This is a genomic window from Streptomyces sp. NPDC002886, from assembly GCF_042888445.1.
Lineage (GTDB): Bacteria > Actinomycetota > Actinomycetes > Streptomycetales > Streptomycetaceae > Streptomyces.
Map to the genome: position 1 here is coordinate 451,436 of NZ_JBIAPV010000002.1, position 17,336 is coordinate 468,771.

The window sequence follows — 17,336 nt, forward strand, 5'->3', positions numbered from 1 at the left end:
CTAGCGCCCCCCCGCCGGAGGCCGCTGATTAGCGCGGGTCCTCTGCGAGGACCCGCGCCATGTTCCGTTCCGCGAGCGCGGTGACGGTCACGAAGGGGTTCACCCCGAGCGATCCGGGGATCAGCGAGCTGTCGGTGACGTAGAGGCCCTGGTAGCCCTTGACGCGGCCGAAGTCGTCGGTCGCGTCCCCGAGGACGCAGCCGCCCAGCGGGTGGTAGGTGAAGTTGTCGGCGAAGTTCTTGTTGTCGCCGAACAGGTCGTAGCGGTAAATGGTGAAGTTGGCCCGGTTGATCCGGTCGAAGAGGCGCTTGGCCGCCTGGACGGACGGGGTGTTCTGGTCCCGGGTCCACTGGAGCTTCGCCGAGTCGCTGGCGGCGTCGTAGGTGAAGTGCCCGCGCTCCGGGTTCTTGGTGATGGCCAGGTACATCGAGATCCAGTGCTCGAACCCCATCGGGAGCGGGGCGATCTCGGCGAAGACCGGGTTCGAGGCGTTGTCCCAGTCGTCGATGCCGAGGGCCGGCATGGTGGCCTGGTGCGCGCCGACCGTGTCCCAGAGGTGGTTGGCCCGGGCGGTCATGACGTTGCCGTTGTGGCCCCAGCCGAGGCCCACCTTGTCGTTGAGCGCGGGCAGGGTGCCGGTCTCCCGGGCGCGCAGCAGGATCTCGGTGGTGCCGAGGCTGCCGGCGCCGAGGAAGAGCTGCTTGCAGCCCAGTTCGCGGACCTGGGTGACCCGGCCGGTGAGGTCGCTGGTCTGGACGGTCAGGACGTAGCCGCCCGCCGGGTCCTGCCGTACGCCGACCACGCGCTGCATGGTCTCGATGGTGACGTTCCCGGTGCCCAGGGCGGCGGCGAGGTAGGTCTTGTCCACGCTCTTCTTGCCGTGGTTGTTGCCGTAGATGACCTCTCCGGCGAGCGCGGACTTGGTGGCGGTCCCGGCGGCCTCGCGCTTCATGTACTCGAAGTCGTAGACGTTGGGGACGAAGGTGGTCTTCAGCCCGGTCTTCTGGGCGTGCTTTCGGGAGATCCGGGCGAAGCGGTACCACTCCGTGGACTCGAACCAGGCCGGGTCGATGTCGTTGACCCCGAGCATGGCGCGGGCCCGGGGGTAGTAGGTGCCGTACATCTCGTCGGCGTCGACCCGGGGCAGGATCTCGGTGAAGTACGAGCGCTTCGGGGTGGGCGCCATACCGCCGTTGACCAGGGAGCCGCCGCCGACGCCGCGACCCACGTACACCGACATGTCCCCGTAGTTCACCCGGTCCAGGACGCCGGGGTACGGGCTGATGTTGCGGTTGACCACGTCCAGCCAGAGGAACTGGGCGAGCGGGGCCTCGGTCCGGTTGCGGAACCACATCGAGCGCTGGTCGGGGGCGGAGGTGGAGGGGAAGACCTTCCCGTCGGCTCCCGGGGTGTCCCAGAGCCGTCCCATCTCCAGGACGACGGTGCGCACGCCGGCCTGCCCGAGGCGGAGCGCGGCGACGGCGGATCCGTAGCCGGAGCCGACGACGATGGCCGGGGCGTACGTGGCCGCCGCGGGCTCGGCGGCGGCCGCGGACTGCAGCCCGATCCGGGTGAAACCGAGGGCCGCCGCGGTCTGCAGGGCGCCGAGGCCGAGAACATGACGACGTGTCAGGTTTGGTGTCATGGCCGCATCATGAGCGGATTCCGCCCAACCAGCCATAACCCGGACTGACACGCTTCTGAGTAACAGTCAGACATGGCTCGACCGTAGGCGGGCCCCTCCCCGGCCCGAGCGGTTTGATCGACTCTGCCCGGTCTCTTTCGGATCTTGCCGATCGGGCAAGATCCGAAAGGTACGGCCTACAGCAGCTCGCGCAGGCGCTCCGCCAGCGAATCCCAGCGCCACTTCTCCTCGACCCAGGCGCGGCCGCGCTCGCCCATGCGCGCGCGCAGGGCCGGGTCCCGGAGCAGGGCGACGACGCGCTCGGCGGTCTCGGCCGGGGCGCCTCCGGGCACCACCCAGCCCGTCTCCCCGTCCAGTACGGCGTCGGGGGCGCCGCCGGAGTCACCGGCGATGACCGGGAGGCCGGTGGCGGAGGCCTCCAGGTAGACGATGCCGAGGCCCTCCACGTCGAGCCCGCCGCGACGGGTGCGGCAGGGCATCGCGAAGACGTCCCCGGCCCCGTAGTGGGCGGGGAGTTCGGCCCACGGGACCGCGCCCGTGAACACGACGGACTCCGCGACCCCGGCCTTGCCGGCCAGTGCCCGCAGGTCGGCCTCGTAGGGGCCGCCGCCCACGATCAGCAGGACGGCGTCCGGCACCCCCGCCAGGATCCGCGGCATCGCCTCGATCAGCGTGTCCTGCCCCTTGCGGGGGACGAGCCGCGAGACGCAGACGACCACCGGCCGGTCCGTCAGCCCCAGCTTCGCCCGGACCTCCGCACCGCCCGACGCCGGGTGGAAGGTCTTCTCGTCCACGCCCGGCGGGAGCTGCGTCATGCGCGCCGCGGCCCGCTCCGTCAGCGCCGGGGCGATCCGCGAACGGGTGTACTCCCCCAGGTAGGTCAGGGTGTCCGTACCCTCGCCGATGCGCCGCAGCAGTTGGCGCGCGACCGGCAGCTGCGCCCAGCCCGCCTCGTGCCCGTGCGTGGTCGCCACGATCCGGCGCGCGCCGGCCCGGCGCAGCGCGGGTCCCATCAGCCCCAGCGGGGCCGCCGCGCCGAACCACACCGACGAGCAGCCGTGTTCGCGCAGCAGGCCGACGGCCCGGCGGGTGACCCGGGGGGTCGGCAGCAGCATCGTGGTGCGGTCGCGGATCACCTGGAAGGGCTGCTCCGCGTCGAAGGCGGCGGTGGCGGCCCGTCCCTCGGCGGAGCGCTTCCAGGTGGAGGCGTAGACCACGACTTGGTCGGGGTCGAGTCGCAGCGCCATGTTGTGCAGGAAGGCCTGGATGCCCCCCGGCCGCGGCGGGAAGTCGTTGGTCACGATCAGCGTCTTGTCCATCGCCTGCCGACCCTACCGGAGGCCCGGGAAAGCGCCCCGCGGGGCAGGAACGTACGGGACGAAGAGTCCCCCGCTCCGCCCTTTTGCCGCGGCGCGTCCCGGCTTCCCCGCTGCGACCCGCACCGCTGCGCGGGGCGAAGTCCCCTGCTGCCACCGTTGCCGCGGCGCGGGGCAGAGTTCCCCGCTGCGGTCCTTTGCCGCTGCGCGGGGCCGAGAGTTCCTTGCCGCGACCTTGCCGCTGCGCGGAGTTCCCCTACCCGCCCTTCCACCGTTCCCAGGGCGCTGCCCTGACCCGGTCCTCAAACGCCGGACGGGCTGGAAGGGATACCGGGCTGCGCCCGGACCCCCTGGGGCTCCGCCCCGGACCCCGGTCCTCAAACGCCGGACGGCTGGGAGAGGCAAGGGTCCCGGGCTGCGCCCGGAGCCCCCAGGGCTGCGCCCCAGACCCCGCGCCTCAAACGCCGGACCGGCTGGGAAAGGCAAGGATCCCGGGCTACGCCCGGACCCCCCGGGGCTGCGCCCCAGACCCCGCGCCTCAAACGCCGGACCGGCTGGGAAAGGCAAGGATCCCGGGCTTCGCCCGGACCCCCCGGGGCTCCGCCCCAGACCCCGCGCCTCAAACGCCGGACCGGCTGGAGTGGCGCGGGGCGGGCCGGAAAGGGGTCCCGGGCTTCGCCCGGACCCCTGGGGCTCCGCCCCAGACCCCGGTCCTCAAACGCCGGACGGCTGGAGTGGCGCGGGCGGGCCGGAAAGCCCATCCCCGACCAACTGAAAGCAGCCCGGCCGGGTCTGAACGTCCCCCCAGCCCCGGTCGGAGGCTGCGTACCGGGGTCGGTGCCGGGGGCGGGGTGGGGTGTTGGCCTGGACGTAAAACGTGATTTGTGGCGCTAGAACACGCCGCACCCTGTCGGAGTAGGAGGCAGGGCGCCTAAATCATGCAGTCCAGGCCAACACCCCACCCCGCCCCCGGCACCGACCCCCACCCGCAGCAAGCCCCACGCCGGGGCTCCGGCTAGCGGAACTCCCGGGCCAGATCCTCTCGCCAGGCCCGGGTCAGCCCGGCGGCATCCGTCCCGAGGGTGTCCGCCAGCGCCGCGGGCAGGGAGTCCCGGCCGGAGCTCTCGTACAGCGAGAGCAGCGCCGCCTCCCCCCACCGCCGGGCGATCAGCCGGCAGGCCAGCCAGGAGCCCTCGTAGGCCCGCGCCAGCGCCTCCGCGTCCCCACCGAAGGCGAAGGCGGCGGCCGTGGGGAGTTCCCCCGGCAGATCGCCCCGCCGCACCGCGCGGGCGAGGGCCGGGGCGACCTCGGCCGGGGTGCGGTCGCTCTCGCGGTACGCGGCCCAGTCCGCGAAGCCCTCGGAGAGCCAGAGCGGGGTCCGGGAGGTGGTCGCCGCCCGGGTGGCCACGTGGGTGTTCTCGTGGGTCAGGATCACCTGGCGGCCCTCCGCCGAGAGCTGTCCGTACCCCTCCGGGTTGACCACGACCCGGTCCGCGGGGGCGGGACCCGCGCCGGTCCGCCCGGTGGTGACGGCGCCCAGGCCCCGGTACTCGTCCGCGGGCCGCCCCAGCAGCGCGGCCATCGCGTCCAGCGAGGCCGGCACCAGCACCACCACCCGGCCCGCCCACGGCCGCGGCCAGGCCGCGCTCGCCGCGGGCACCGCTTTGTCCGCCTCGGCGGCGATCGCGGAGAGGGAGCCGGAGCTCTGGCCGGAGCCGCCGAGCACCAGTGCGTGCTCCCCGCGCTCCACGGACACCGGGCCCTGGTCCCACAGCTGGGGCAGCGCTCCGGGGGCGGGCCGGTCGGCGGTCACCGCCCAGGAGCCGCCGGCCCGGGTGAGCTCCACCTCGCGGGCGGAGCCGGCCGGGGCGGCGTCGTAGCCGGTGAGCCGGTAGCGCAGCTGGGCGCGCGCGAAGGCCCGTACGCCGTCCACCCGGACCGCGGAGACCTCGTACGACCAGCCCTCCAGCGGGATCGCCGCGAGGGCCGCGGGCGGGGCCGCCGACCAGTCGGCGACCGCCCGCCGGACGTCCCGTGCCACGGGATCCGCCGAACCCGAAGCCGAAGCCGAGGGGGCCACGGATCCGGCAACGTCCCCGGCCCCGCACCCCGCGAGCGGCACGCACAGCAGCAGCAGGCAGAGCAGCACCGACGCGCGCGAGCGCCGACGCGCGGTACCGCCCAGAACCGGGAACATCACCCGATCGTACGCAGCGCCGCCCTCAGGGCCGGGTCACCGAGGACACCGGCATCATCCCGACGGGGTCGTACCGCACCCGCGCCCCCGGGTACGGGGCGTGCACCACCTGGCCGTTGCCGACGTACATGCCGACGTGGCTGGCGTCCGAGCGGTACGTCACCAGGTCCCCCGGGCGCGCCTCCGACAGGGAGACCCGCCGGCCGGCGTGCCGCTGCGCCTGCGAGGTGCGCGGCAGGGCGACGCCCGCCTGCCGGTACGACCACACCATCAGCCCGGAGCAGTCGAAGCCGGAGGGACCGGTGGACCCCCAGACGTAGGGCCGCCCGACGGCCGACCGGGCCGCCATCACGGCGGTCATCGCGCGCCCGGACGAGGGCCCGGAGGCTGCGGCGTCGGGGAGGTCGGGCAGGGCGTCGGGGCGGCCGCCGGAGCGCGAGGCCCGGTCGAAGTCGGCGCGCTCCTGGGTGGGCATCGCGTTCAGCAGCCGGCGCGCGGCGGCGAGCTTGGCGGTGACGGCGCGCTTCTCCCTCGCCACGTCGGCGCGCAGGGCGTCGAGTTCGGAGAGCTTGCGGGAGGCTTCCCGGCGTTCCTGGCCGAGCCGGCCCTGCTCGAAGCGCAGTTCCTCGAGCTGGCGGGCCTGGCGGCCGGACAGCCGGGTGAGGGCGGAGGCCTTGGCGAGGTAGTCGTCCGGGTCGTCGGAGAGCATCAGCTCGACGGCGGGGTCCATGCCACCGGCCCGGTACTGGGCTCCGGCGTAGGCGCCGAGCACCCCGCGCATGGTGTTGATGCGGTCCTGTCCGCGGGCCACCGCGTCCTGGATCCGGTCGACTTCGGTGCGGAGCCGGCCGGCCCGCTCGCCCGCCTGGTTGAAGCGCTCGGTGGCCTGCTCGGCCTCTTCGAAGAGCCGGTCGACCTGGGCGCGGGTGCCCGCGGAGGGCTCCTGCGGGAGGCCGGGGGCCGCACCGGCGGGTGCGCCCGACATGACGACCGCCGCTCCCGCCGCCGCGGCGGTCAGGACGGTGACCTTGGTGTTCCGGTCGAGGGCGCTGGGCCCGGACCGGCGATGGGACGCCACGTGAAACCGCTCCCTCCTGCTGAGCGGGACCCGGGTCCGCCCTCCGTGGACGGCCGTGTGCCGGGGTTCCGCGCTGGCAGACAGTAGCCGCGCGGAAGGGCACCGGCCAACGACCGCCGGTGGGCACGCACAGTGACGCCCCGTCGGAGACGCAGGTCACCGGCGGGGCGTGTGGTCAGAGCGGGGCTTCGTAATTCGCCCGGATGGGCGGTGTTCGGCGCGTCCGGTCGGACCCTGTGTGGCGGAGGGGGCGTCAGCCGACGCGCACGCCGAACTGGAACGGCATGTTGTCGATCGATTCGTACTTGACGCCGCTGCGCGGGTTCGAGGCGTGCAGCACCGTGTTGCCGCCCGCGTACAGGCCGACGTGGTGCAGGTCGCCGTAGAAGAACACCAGGTCGCCCGGCTGGAGCTGGCTCCTGCCGATCCGGGTGCCGTCGTTGATCTGCGTGAAGGTGGTGCGCGATATCGACACGTTGGCCTGCTTGTACGCCCACTGGGTCAGACCCGAGCAGTCGAACGTGTTCGGGCCTTCGTGCCCGGATATGTACGCACTGCCGATCTTGGTCTTCGCAGCGGCGAGGGCGGCTCCGGCCCGGCCGGAAGGCTTCACGTTGCCGAGGTTGGGAACGCGTTGGCCGGCGCCGCGGCTGGCGCGCGAGTCCTCGTCCTTGATCTGCGCCCGCTCCTGGGCGGTCAGGGTGTTGAGGAGCGCCTGGGCCTCGGCGAGCTTGTCCTGGGAGGCCTTCTTCTTGTCGCCGAGCTCCTTGCGGGTGGCGTCGAGGTCGGTGAGCTTGCCCGCGGCCTCCTGGCGCTGCTGCGCGAGGGTGCGCTGCTTGGCCTGGATCTTGTGGACCGCGTCGACCTGCTGACCGCTCAGCTGCTCCAGGGTGGAGGCCTTGTCGAGGTAGCTGTCCGGGTCCGCCGAGAGGAAGAGCGCGAGGGACTGGTCGATGCCACCGCTGCGGTACTGGGCGCTGGCCATCGAACCGAGCGTGCCGCGCAGGGTGTTGAGGTCGGCCTGGCCGCGGGCGACCTGGTCCTGGAGCTGCCCGATCTCGGTTTCGAGCTTGTCCTGGTGTTCCTTGGCCGCGTTGAACTTCTCGGTGGCCTGCTCCGCCTCTTCGTAGAGGGCGTCGACCTTGGCCTTGACCTCGTCCTTGGTCGGCTTGGCGGGGGCGGCGTTGGCGGCCTGCCCCGAGAGGACCACGGCGGCTGCCGCGGTGACGCCGAGCACGGTCGTGCGCATGCGGGTCGGCTGCTTGGGTCGACGGTGGGACGCCACGAAGGCGAGCTCCTTCTTCCTAGAGCCGCCGAAGAACGCAATCCGTCCAAGAAAAACTCGGCGACACCTTCGCCATCACCCCGAATGAGTGAACTACCGCACGAAGGTTTGACTGACCCTAGTGACCCTTCTGTGATCAGTTCAAATCCTGTCGGCAAAAAAATCGCTCTCCGACCAGGTTCTTTACCTACAGTACACGCTCCGTGTCGGCGACTTGACGGTCCGTCCCCCCGATCACATGCCAATTCCGGCATATGCGCCAGCAGTTACGAAACGCGCGAAAGCCGCTTCAGCAGCAAGGCGGACGCCACGGGCCGGGCCCCGACCTTGGCCACCCCGTCGGCGACTTCCCGGTCCGTGGAGACCACGACCACCGGACGGCCGGACGGTTCGGCGCGCACCAGCTGGCGGATCAGCTCGTCCGCCGTCACCCCCGCCTTCGAGAACAGCACCCGCACTCCGCGCGGCGGTGCGAGCAGCACGGGGGCCGCCAGCTCGGCCCCGTCGAAGACACAGGTCATCTCGGCGCCCGTCTGCGCGGCGAGCATGGACAACCCGCCCAGCAGCCGCAGCCGCTGCTTCTCCAGCGGCATCGTCGGGTAGCCGGTCTTGGTGACGTTGTAGCCGTCCACCACCAGATGGGCCTGCGGGAGCGCCAGCAGCTGGTCCAGCAGCGCCGGGTCGGTCTCCGACAGGGCGCGCGCCGCGATGTCCTTGGGGGTCATCCGGCCCGGCTCCACCGCCTCCACCGTGTCGGCGGGCCGGGTGGAGACCGGCGGCAGCGCGAGCTCCCGGCGCAGTCCCGCGGCCGCGTCCAGCACGGTGTCCAGCAGCAGCCGCAGCCGCATGTCCTCGATGCTGCGCCCCTCGCGGGTGGCCCGGCGGGAGGTCTCCAGCGCCGATTCCACCTCCGCGAGGCGGGACTTGAGCCGCCGGGTCTCGCTCTCGGCGGTGGTCACCTGGGCGGCCGCCTCGGCGCGGATGCCGTCGACCTCCGCGTTGATCTTGCGCAGGGCGGCGTCGCCCCGCTTGACGTCGCTCAGGGCGCTGCGCAGCTTGCGCTGAAGCGATTCCGCTTCCTTGCGCGCCGCGTCCAGCTCGGCCCGCACCTGGTCGACACCCGTGCGCTGCAGTTCCCGTACGTGGGCCAGCTCCTCGCGGAGCCGCCCCATCTCGCGGCGGGCCTCCTCGTCGACCCGCTCGGCGTCGGCGCGCTGCGCCTCCTCGCCCGCGGCGGCGACCAGCTTGACCCAGCCGGCCGGCCGCAGCACGTACGCGGCGGCCGCCACGTCCAGCGGATCGGCGGCGGCGGGCGGGGCGCCCGTGTCCAGCGCGGAGGCCAGGTCGGCCTGCGCCTCGCGGAACTTCTCGGCGACCCGGCCCCGGAAGACGGGGTCGCTCTCCACGGCCGCGGCCATGGCGTTGCCCGCGAACTTGGCGCGCCGGGACGGGGTGAAACGGGCGTACTGGCGCAGCTGCGCCGGGAGGTCCGCGACCGTCAGCCCGCCGAAGGCGTCCGAGACGAGCGCGACGACCCGGCGCCGCACGCCTTCCGGCAGCGGGCGGTCGAGCACCTCGGCGGCGTCACCGGCCGCGTCGGCCGGCTCAGCGCCGCTTGCTGGCTCCACAATCCGTCACCCCTACCGTCATTCACCTGCGGGCGGGGCTCCTTCAGGAGTCCGCGCCCGGCCTGTCCACGAGCTCGATCTGGTCCACCGCGTTGCACCAGCGGCAGCGCACCGACTCGATGGTCTCATTGACCACCTCGCGCTCCTCGACCTTGGGCTCCCCGGCGAGGTCCAGGTGGACGTACTCCACGACCTTCGACGAACGGGTGACGTCGAAACGCGTGAGGTTGCCGCACAGGGTGCAGCGCCACCGGGTGGTGTCGGTCGGCAGGGGAACCGTCATCAGGCCGCTCTCTCCTTCTATCCTTCTATCGCTTACACGAACGCGCGCGGTACACCCGCCCGTGTCGTCACGGGTACGTGCGTGCGTGCGTAGCTCGTAACCCTACGGCCTGCCGCACCCGCCGGTGGGCCCGGCTGGGTCATGCTCGGTCGCATGATCGTAAGGTGGCAGGCCGTACGCGAGGCCGCCCGGGGCCCGGTGATCACCCATGCGCTGATCGCGGGCTGCTGCGTGGTGTTCATCCTGAGCCCGGCGTCGGGGCTGAACCCGGTCTACGGGACGGGCGACCAGCTGCTCGCCAACGGGACGGCGTACTTCCGGCGCTGGGGCGTGGTCCCCGACGAGCTGTTCACCGGCTCGGGCCGGGCGGCGCTCACTCCCCTGACGGCCCTGTTCGTGCACGGGAGCTGGCTGCACCTGCTGGGCAACATGCTCTTCCTCTACGTCTTCGGGGCGATGACGGAGCGACGCATGGGCCGGGCGGTGTTCCTCTGCTTCTACGTCTGTACGGGCTACCTGGCCCTGGCGGCGTACGCGGCGGCCTACGCCTCCTCCGACCAGACCCTGGTCGGGGCCTCCGGGGCGATCTCCGCGGTCCTGGGGGCCTTCCTGTACCTCTTCCCCAAGGCACGCGTGACGAGCCTGTTCCCGTTCCTGTTCTTCCTGCCGCTGCGCTTCCCCGCGTGGATCGTGCTGATGTTCTGGTTCGGCCTGCAGTGGCTGGCGGCGCACCGGGCGGCGAGCGGGCCCGGAGTCGCCTATCTGGCCCACGTCGTGGGCTTCTCGGTGGGCTTCCTCTACGCGTGGGTCCGCTACCGGGGTGGGACTAGAGTGGGCCGACCAGTGACTGCCGTCGAGGGAGACAGCCAACCGTGATCACCGCACTCGTGCTCATCAAGACCAGCGTGGACCGGATCCCCGAGATCGCCGAGGCCATCGCCGCGCTGGAAAACGTCAGCGAGGTCTACTCCGTCACGGGTACGTACGACCTCATCGCGCTGGTCCGGGTGTCCCGCCACGAGGACCTGGCCGACATCATCCCCGGCCGCATCAGCAAGATCCCGGGCGTGGAGGCCACGGACACGCACGTGGCGTTCCGCACCTACTCCCAGCACGACCTGGAAGCGGCGTTCGCGATCGGCCTGGACGCCTAGTTACCCGGCCGGCCGGGGACCATCGGCAGGGCCCGGGCCACCGCCCCGGGCTTCGGCCGGCACCGGGCCCGGGCGCGCCTATCCATCCGGCCCCGGGGCCCGTCAGACGGCCGGGACGCAGCGGCCCTCTTCGGTGCGGTACTGCCACTTGGCGCCGTCCGCGACGAGCTCCTTGACCGCGCGGACGAAGCGCTCGACGTGCTCGTCGGGGGTGCCGGCGCCGAAGCTGACGCGGATCGCGTTGAGCGAGCGCTCCCCCGGGGCCGCCTCCGGGGCTCCGCACTCGCCCTGGGCCTGCGGCTCGCTGCCGAGCAGGGTGCGGACCAGCGGGTGGGCGCAGAACAGGCCGTCGCGGACGCCGATGCCGTACTCGGCGGACAGCGCGGCGGCGAAGTGCGAGCTGTTCCAGCCGTCGACGACGAAGGAGATGACGCCGACGCGGGGGGCGTCGTCGCCGAAGAGGGACAGGACGCGGACCGCCGGCACCTCGGCGAGGCCTTCGCGGACCGTGGCGATGAGGTGCTGCTCGCGGGCGACGAGGTTCTCGAAGCCGGCCTCGTTCAGCGCCTTGCAGGCGGAGGCGATGGAGTAGACGCCGATGACGTTCGGGGAGCCGGCCTCGTGGCGGGCGGCGGTGGTGTGCCACTCGACGTCCACGCCGCCGTCCTCGCGGCGGGCCACCTTGCGGGAGGCGCCGCCGCCCGCGAGGTACGGCTCGGCCTCCTGCAGCCAGTCCGCGCGGCCTGCGAGCACGCCCGAGCCGAAGGGCGCGTAGAGCTTGTGGCCGGAGAAGGCGACCCAGTCCACGTCGAGGTCCTGGACCGAGACGGGGTGGTGCGGGGCGAGCTGGGCGGCGTCCAGGACGATCCGGGCGCCGTGGGCGTGCGCGGCGGCGGCGAGCTCCTTGACGGGCCACAGCTCGCCGGTGACGTTGGAGGCTCCGGTGACGCAGACCAGCGCGGGGCCGTAGGGGTCGCGGTCTGCCAGGGCGCGCTCCAGGGTGGCGACGGCCTCGTCCGGGGTGCGGGGGGCGTTGAGGTAGGTGACCTGCGCGTTCGTCCACGGGAGCAGCGAGGCGTGGTGCTCGGTCTCGAAGACGAAGACCTGGCAGCCGGCCGGGAGCACGGCGGCGAGCAGGTTGAGCGAGTCGGTGGTGGACCGGGTGAAGACCACCTGGTCGGAGGGCCGGCAGTCGAGGAACTCGGCGACGGTGACCCGGCTCTGCTCGAACAGGTCGGTGGAGAGCTGCGAGAGGTAGCCGGCGCCGCGGTGGACGCTGCCGTAGTACGGGGCGTACGCGGCCACGTCGTCCCAGACCCGCTGCAGCGCCGGGGCACTGGCCGCGTAGTCGAGGGCGGCGTAGGTGACCTCGCCGCCGGTGACGAGCGGGACGGTGACGTCACGGCCGAGGACCGCGAGCGGCTCGGCACAGCCAGGGCCCTCGGCCGGAGAGGTGACGGTGGCGGCGGTGACGGTGGCGGCGTTCAGGGTTGCGGACATGGCGGAATCTCCCGGCAGGCAGGTGTGAATGGCTTCGGTGGGCCCGTCCGCCGACACGGCTCTGCGGCCGTTCGGGGTACGGGAGTGCCCCGGAACGCGGATCGGCCGGCGTAGGCGGCAGCTGGGCTGCGGGTACGCGGAAGTGACCCTGTTCCGAGGGGTGAAGAAGGGGCGGATTCGCCCTATCGCATTCGCTTGCTCACGGAAAACGCTCCTCAGAAGACCAGGACCCCTGGTGTTCGAGGGATCCGCGCTTGCCGTAGACCTCACTGCCTACGACCTGGTCATCACCCGGGGCACCCCGCCACGGAAGGAGGGTTGCCGGACAGCAAGCCGGGGCCTAAACGCTGTCACTCGTGACCTGAGGAGCATCCTGCCACACGATCATCCGAACGCAAGACCCCGGTCCACATGGCGGACCGGGGTCGTGCTGGATCTTGGCCGGATCCCGTCGGAACGGCCCGGACCCGTATCCGCTAGGCGTTGCTCGCCGCCACCCAGCGGGCCAGCGCGTCCCGGGCCGCGCCCGAGTCCACCGACTCCGCCGCCCGTACGACACCGGCGGCGAGCTGCTCCTCCAGGGTGCCCGTACCCGGGTCCAGCGCGACCAGCGCCGCCGCCGAGTTCAGGAGCACCGCGTCCCGCACCGGGCCGGTTTCGCCGGCCAGCAGGCGCCGGGCCACGTCCGCGTTGTACGAGGCGTCCGCGCCTCCCAGCGCCGAGACGTCCACCAGCGGGATGCCGATGTCGCGCGGGTCGAAGCCCTGCTCCCGGACCTCGCCGTCGCGGACCCACCAGACCCGGGAGGTCGCCGTGGTGGTGAGCTCGTCGAGCCCGTCGTCGCCGCGGAAGACCAGCGCCGAGGAGCCCCGCTCCGCCAGGACGCCCGCGACGATCGGGGCCACCCGCGCGTCGGCCACACCGGTGGCCTGCGCGCGGACCCGCGCCGGGTTGGTCAGCGGGCCGAGGAAGTTGAAGGTGGTGCGGATGCCGAGCTCGCGGCGGGCCGCCGCCACGTGCCGCAGGGCGGGGTGGAACTTGACCGCGAAGCAGAAGGTGATCCCGGCTTCCTCGGCGACCTCCACGACCCGCGCGGGGGTGAGGTCGAGGTTGACGCCCAGCTTCTCCAGGACGTCCGAGGAGCCGCTCGCGGAGGACGCGGCCCGGTTGCCGTGCTTGACCACCTTGGCGCCCGTACCGGCCACCACGACGGCCGACATCGTGGAGATGTTCACCGTCTTGGCCCCGTCGCCGCCGGTGCCGACGATGTCCACCGTCCGGCCCGGCACCTCGATCAGGTTGGCGTGTTCGTACATGGCGCGAACCAGGCCGTTGATCTCGGCCACGGTCTCCCCCTTGGCCCGCAGGGCGACGGCGAAGCCGGCGATCTGGGCGTCGGTGGCCTCCCCGCGCATGATCCGGTCCATGGCCCAGGCCGTGTCGTCGGCGCCGAGGTCCCGGCCGGTCAGCAGGGCGTCCAGAAGGCCCGGCCAGCCGCGGGCCGCCACGCTGTCGCCGCCTGCCGGGGTCACCAGGTTCATGGTCCGCTCCTGCTGCTCGTGAAGGATTCCACGTGGAATGGGAAGGGCTTCAGCCTATCCAGCCCCAGGGACGGCAAAGAGCCCCGTCCAGACACTGGACGGGGCTCTCGCCGTGGCGACACCAGGACTGACCGAAATCAGTCCCTCAAGCAGTCATGCGTGGTGCGTTGTGCGTCATGCGTGAAGCGTGTGAAGCCGTGTTGCGGGAGATCAGTGGTGGCCGTGGCCGCTCTGGATCTCCTTGTACTCCTCGACCGTGGGCTTCGGGATCTGGTTGTTCTCCCCGTAGTAGCCCTTGCTGAGCTTGGCGCGGAGCTTCTCCAGCGGCTTCACCTTGCGCTCGACACCGTTCTCGTCGACCGTGGGGCCGATCTCGGCGGGCTCGTACTGCTCGTACGAGGTGAGCGTGTGCAGCTTGCCCTGCGAGAGCGGCTCGTGGACCTCGACGAACTCACCGTGCGGCAGGCGCTTGATGACGCCGGTCTCGCGACCGTGCAGCACCTTGTCCCGGTCCCGGCGCTGGAGGCCGAGGCAGATCCGCTTGGTGACGATGAACGCGATGACCGGACCGACGAAGAAGGCGATGCGGGCGAACCACGTGATCGAGTTGATCGACAGGTGGAAGTACTGCGCGAACATGTCGTTTCCACCGGCGATCAGCAGGATGACGTACCACGTCAGCCATGCCACACCGAAGCCCGTACGGGTCGGGACGTTGCGCGGGCGGTCCAGAATGTGGTGCTCGCGCTTGTCGCCGGTGACCCAGGACTCGATGAACGGGTAGACCGCGATCACGACGAGGACCAGCGGGAAGATGACCAGCGGGATGAAGACACCCAGGACGAGGGTGTGGCCCCACAGGTTGATCTCCCAGCCGGGCATGGCACGGATCAGGCCCTCGGAGAAGCCCATGTACCAGTCGGGCTGCGCACCGGTGGACACGTGGTCCGGGCGGTACGGGCCCAGCGCCCAGATCGGGTTGATCGAGGCGATCGCCGAGACCGCCGCGATGACACCGAAGACCAGGAAGAAGAAGCCTCCGGCCTTGGCCATGTAGACCGGGAGCAGCGGCATGCCGACGACGTTCTTCTCCGTCTTGCCGGGGCCCGCGAACTGGGTGTGCTTGTGGTAGAAGACCAGGATCAGGTGGGCCACCAGCAGGCCCATCATGATGCCGGGCAGCAGCAGGATGTGCACCGAGTAGAACCGGCCCACGAAGTCGCCGCCGGGGAACTCTCCGCCGAAGAGGAAGAACGACAGGTACGTGCCCACGATCGGCACGGACAGCATGGCGCCTTCCATGAAGCGGACACCGGTGCCCGAGAGCAGGTCGTCCGGCAGGGAGTAACCGGTGAAACCGGTGAACATGCCGAGGACCAGCAGCAGGAAGCCGAAGACCCAGTTGACCTCGCGCGGCTTGCGGAACGCGCCGGTGAAGAACACGCGCATCATGTGCACGAGCATCGCCGCGATGAAGATCAGCGCCGACCAGTGGTGGATCTGCCGGATGAGCAGACCGCCGCGGACGTCGAAGCTGATTTCCAGGGTCGACTTGAAGGCCTCCGACATCGCCACACCCTGCATGGGGATGTAGGAGCCGTCGTAGTGCACTTCGTTCATGCTCGGGTGGAAGAACAGCGTCAGGTACACACCCGTGAGGATGAGGATGATGAAGCTGTAGAGGCAGATCTCGCCCAGCATGAAGGACCAGTGGTCCGGGAAGATCTTGCGCATGTTGGCCTTGGCGAGGCTGTAGATGCCCAGCCGGCCGTCGGCCCAGTCGGCTACGCGCTCGCCGGCCGGAGCCTTGCGCTCTTTGGTCTGTGTGGCAGTGCTCATCCGCGCTCCCAGAATGCAGGACCGACGGGCTCTTCGAAGTCGCCGAGCGCCTCGAGGAAACCTTCGTCATTCACGCCGATCCGCAGCTGCGGGAGCGCGTGACCAGCCGGGCCGAAGATGACTCGGGCGCCGTCGGAGAGGTCGAAGGTGGACTGGTGGCACGGGCAGAGCACGTGGTGCGACTGCTGCTCGTACAGGCTGATCGGGCAGCCGACGTGGGTGCAGATCTTGGAGTAGGCCACGATCCCGTCGTGGGACCACTCCAGTTCCTTCTTGTCCTTGATGTTCTCCGGCTGGATGCGGACGATCATCAGGGCGGCCTTGGCGATCTGCGTCTGGAAGTCGTGCGCGTCCTCCTCCAGGCCTTCCGGCATGGCGAAGGTCAGCGACCCGACGACGATGTCCTCGGGACGGAGCGGCTCCATCGTGTTCTGGTTGATGAGCATCTTGCCCTTCGCCCAGATGGTCTTGCGCAGCTTGTCCTCGGGCAGCGGGCCCAGGTCGCGCAGGATCACGACGGCGGAGAGCGGCAGCAGGGCCAGCGCGCCGAACATCGTGTTGCGGATCAGCGGGCGGCGGCCGATGGCCGACTCGCGCGCGCCGTCCGCGAAGTCCTGCAGGACCTGCGCCTTGACCTCGGCCGGGGCCGCGATCTCGTGACGCTCGGCGGCGACCTCCACGTCGGACATCAGGGTGCGGGCCCAGTGGACCGCGCCCGCGCCGATGCAGAAGAGGGCCGCGCCGAGGCTGATGCCGAGGGCGAAGTTGAGAGCGCTCACCTTCCCGATGGGGAAGATGTAGACGATCTTGTCGACCGGCAGGGTCACGAACGAGGCGATGAAGGCGATCGTCGCCAGCATCGACAGCGTGAACAGCATGGCCACCGTGCGCTCGGAGCGCTTCGCGGCCCGCTCGTCGATGTCCTGGATCCGCGGCCGGTGGACCGGCAGGCCGGGGTCGGCGAACGGGTCGCTGTCCGGAACCGCTACGTCACCGTGGTGCGCGTCGCCCTGCTCGCTCGGCAGGTGCTTCTCTTCGGGAATGTCTTGGCTACTCATGACTTCTTGGCCTTAGCGGTGTGGGCCGCGACCCAGACGGCGACAGCGATCAGCGCACCCAGTCCGAAGATCCAGCCGAAGAGACCCTCGGAGACGGGGCCGAGGCCACCGAGCTTCAGGCCACCGGGGTTGGTCGACTTCTCGCCGTTCACGTGCTGGAGGTACGCGATGATGTCCTTCTTCTGCTTCTCCGGCATGGTGCTGTCGGGGAAGGAGGGCATGTTCTGCGGGCCGGTGAGCATGGCCTCGTAGATGTGCTTCGGCTCGACACCCTCAAGGTTGGGGGCGTACTTGCCGTTCGTCAGTGCGCCGCCCTCACCGGTGAAGTTGTGGCACTGCGCGCAGTTGTTGCGGAACAGTTCGCCACCCTTCGCGATGTCGGCACCCGCCGGGTCGTACTGCTTCTCGGTCGGCGTGATCGGGCCGGCTCCGAGGGACGCGATGTACGCGGCGAGCTGGTCGGCCTGCGCCTGGGTGTAGATGATGGGCTTCTTCGGCACCTGGGCGCCGGGCTGCTGGGCGGGCATACGGCCCGTCATGACCTGGAAGTCGACGGCAGCGGAGCCGACGCCAACCAGGCTGGGGCCGTCAGAGGAACCCTGACCGCCGGTCCCGTGGCAGCTTGCGCAGCCGACGGCGTAGAGCTTCTGGCCCTCCTCGATGGCGAGGGACTGGACGGTTTCGTCGGCCTTCGCATTGCCCGCGGGCGCGAAGGCGCTGTACAGCCCCCCGGTAACCGCCAGCGCGAAGAGTAGAACGACGACCGCCGCCAGCGGATGGCGTCGTCGTGCGGAGAGCTTTTTCACGGATTA

The 17,336-nt window shown here is 71.4% G+C and carries 14 protein-coding genes and 1 riboswitch; of the genes, 2 read left to right on the plus strand and 12 right to left on the minus strand.

The window, feature by feature from the left end; genetic code table 11:
* Positions 1–28: 28 nt before the first annotated feature.
* From ACFYYB_RS08230 to ACFYYB_RS08260, 7 genes are all read right to left on the minus strand, one after another.
* Positions 29–1,645 carry a GMC oxidoreductase gene (locus ACFYYB_RS08230; protein ID WP_389433960.1) on the minus strand — a complete coding sequence of 539 codons (1,617 nt, stop codon included), beginning with the start codon at positions 1,643–1,645 and terminating at the stop codon, positions 29–31.
* Between the two features lie 176 nt (positions 1,646–1,821).
* Positions 1,822–2,964 carry a glycosyltransferase family 4 protein gene (locus ACFYYB_RS08235; RefSeq protein ID WP_389433961.1) on the minus strand — a complete coding sequence of 381 codons (1,143 nt, stop codon included), beginning with the start codon at positions 2,962–2,964 and terminating at the stop codon, positions 1,822–1,824.
* 1,012 nt (positions 2,965–3,976) lie between these two features.
* Complete coding sequence (locus ACFYYB_RS08240) at positions 3,977–5,158, minus strand: hypothetical protein (protein WP_389433963.1); 1,182 nt, start codon at positions 5,156–5,158, stop codon at positions 3,977–3,979.
* A gap of 25 nt (positions 5,159–5,183) precedes the next feature.
* The gene (locus ACFYYB_RS08245; protein WP_389433964.1) at positions 5,184–6,236 is read right to left on the minus strand and encodes an NlpC/P60 family protein; all 1,053 of its coding nucleotides are present in this window, start codon (positions 6,234–6,236) and stop codon (positions 5,184–5,186) included.
* 253 nt (positions 6,237–6,489) lie between these two features.
* Positions 6,490–7,521, minus strand: a complete 1,032-nt coding sequence (locus tag ACFYYB_RS08250) for an NlpC/P60 family protein (protein ID WP_389433966.1) — start codon at positions 7,519–7,521, stop codon at positions 6,490–6,492.
* A gap of 266 nt (positions 7,522–7,787) precedes the next feature.
* The gene (locus ACFYYB_RS08255) at positions 7,788–9,152 is read right to left on the minus strand and encodes an NYN domain-containing protein (protein WP_389434961.1); all 1,365 of its coding nucleotides are present in this window, start codon (positions 9,150–9,152) and stop codon (positions 7,788–7,790) included.
* Between the two features lie 40 nt (positions 9,153–9,192).
* Positions 9,193–9,432: a hypothetical protein gene (locus ACFYYB_RS08260; RefSeq protein ID WP_008738811.1), complete on the minus strand. Its 240-nt coding sequence runs from the start codon at positions 9,430–9,432 to the stop codon at positions 9,193–9,195.
* 153 nt (positions 9,433–9,585) lie between these two features.
* On the opposite strand from ACFYYB_RS08260, the gene ACFYYB_RS08265 reads away from it, so the two are divergent.
* Positions 9,586–10,308, plus strand: a complete 723-nt coding sequence (locus tag ACFYYB_RS08265) for a rhomboid family intramembrane serine protease (RefSeq protein WP_389433967.1) — start codon at positions 9,586–9,588, stop codon at positions 10,306–10,308.
* Positions 10,305–10,586: an Lrp/AsnC family transcriptional regulator gene (locus ACFYYB_RS08270; RefSeq protein ID WP_389433968.1), complete on the plus strand. Its 282-nt coding sequence runs from the start codon at positions 10,305–10,307 to the stop codon at positions 10,584–10,586. The genes ACFYYB_RS08265 and ACFYYB_RS08270 overlap by 4 nt, the downstream gene beginning before the upstream one ends.
* 102 nt (positions 10,587–10,688) lie before the next feature.
* On the opposite strand, the gene ACFYYB_RS08275 is transcribed toward ACFYYB_RS08270, so the two are convergent.
* From ACFYYB_RS08275 to ACFYYB_RS08295, 5 genes are all read right to left on the minus strand, one after another.
* A complete protein-coding gene (locus ACFYYB_RS08275; protein ID WP_389433969.1) occupies positions 10,689–12,086 on the minus strand; it encodes an aminotransferase class V-fold PLP-dependent enzyme in 1,398 nt (465 codons plus the stop codon).
* 245 nt (positions 12,087–12,331) lie between these two features.
* A riboswitch (SAM riboswitch) is annotated at positions 12,332–12,448 on the minus strand.
* Positions 12,449–12,562: 114 nt separating this feature from the next.
* Positions 12,563–13,627 carry an anthranilate phosphoribosyltransferase gene (trpD, locus tag ACFYYB_RS08280; protein ID WP_389433970.1) on the minus strand — a complete coding sequence of 355 codons (1,065 nt, stop codon included), beginning with the start codon at positions 13,625–13,627 and terminating at the stop codon, positions 12,563–12,565.
* A gap of 210 nt (positions 13,628–13,837) precedes the next feature.
* Positions 13,838–15,466 carry a cytochrome bc complex cytochrome b subunit gene (locus ACFYYB_RS08285; protein WP_389433971.1) on the minus strand — a complete coding sequence of 543 codons (1,629 nt, stop codon included), beginning with the start codon at positions 15,464–15,466 and terminating at the stop codon, positions 13,838–13,840.
* Positions 15,463–16,524: a Rieske 2Fe-2S domain-containing protein gene (locus tag ACFYYB_RS08290; RefSeq protein ID WP_389433972.1), complete on the minus strand. Its 1,062-nt coding sequence runs from the start codon at positions 16,522–16,524 to the stop codon at positions 15,463–15,465. The genes ACFYYB_RS08285 and ACFYYB_RS08290 overlap by 4 nt, the downstream gene beginning before the upstream one ends.
* Positions 16,521–17,330: a c-type cytochrome gene (locus tag ACFYYB_RS08295; RefSeq protein ID WP_389433973.1), complete on the minus strand. Its 810-nt coding sequence runs from the start codon at positions 17,328–17,330 to the stop codon at positions 16,521–16,523. Before ACFYYB_RS08295 ends, ACFYYB_RS08290 begins: the two co-directional genes overlap by 4 nt.
* Positions 17,331–17,336 lie beyond the last annotated feature (6 nt).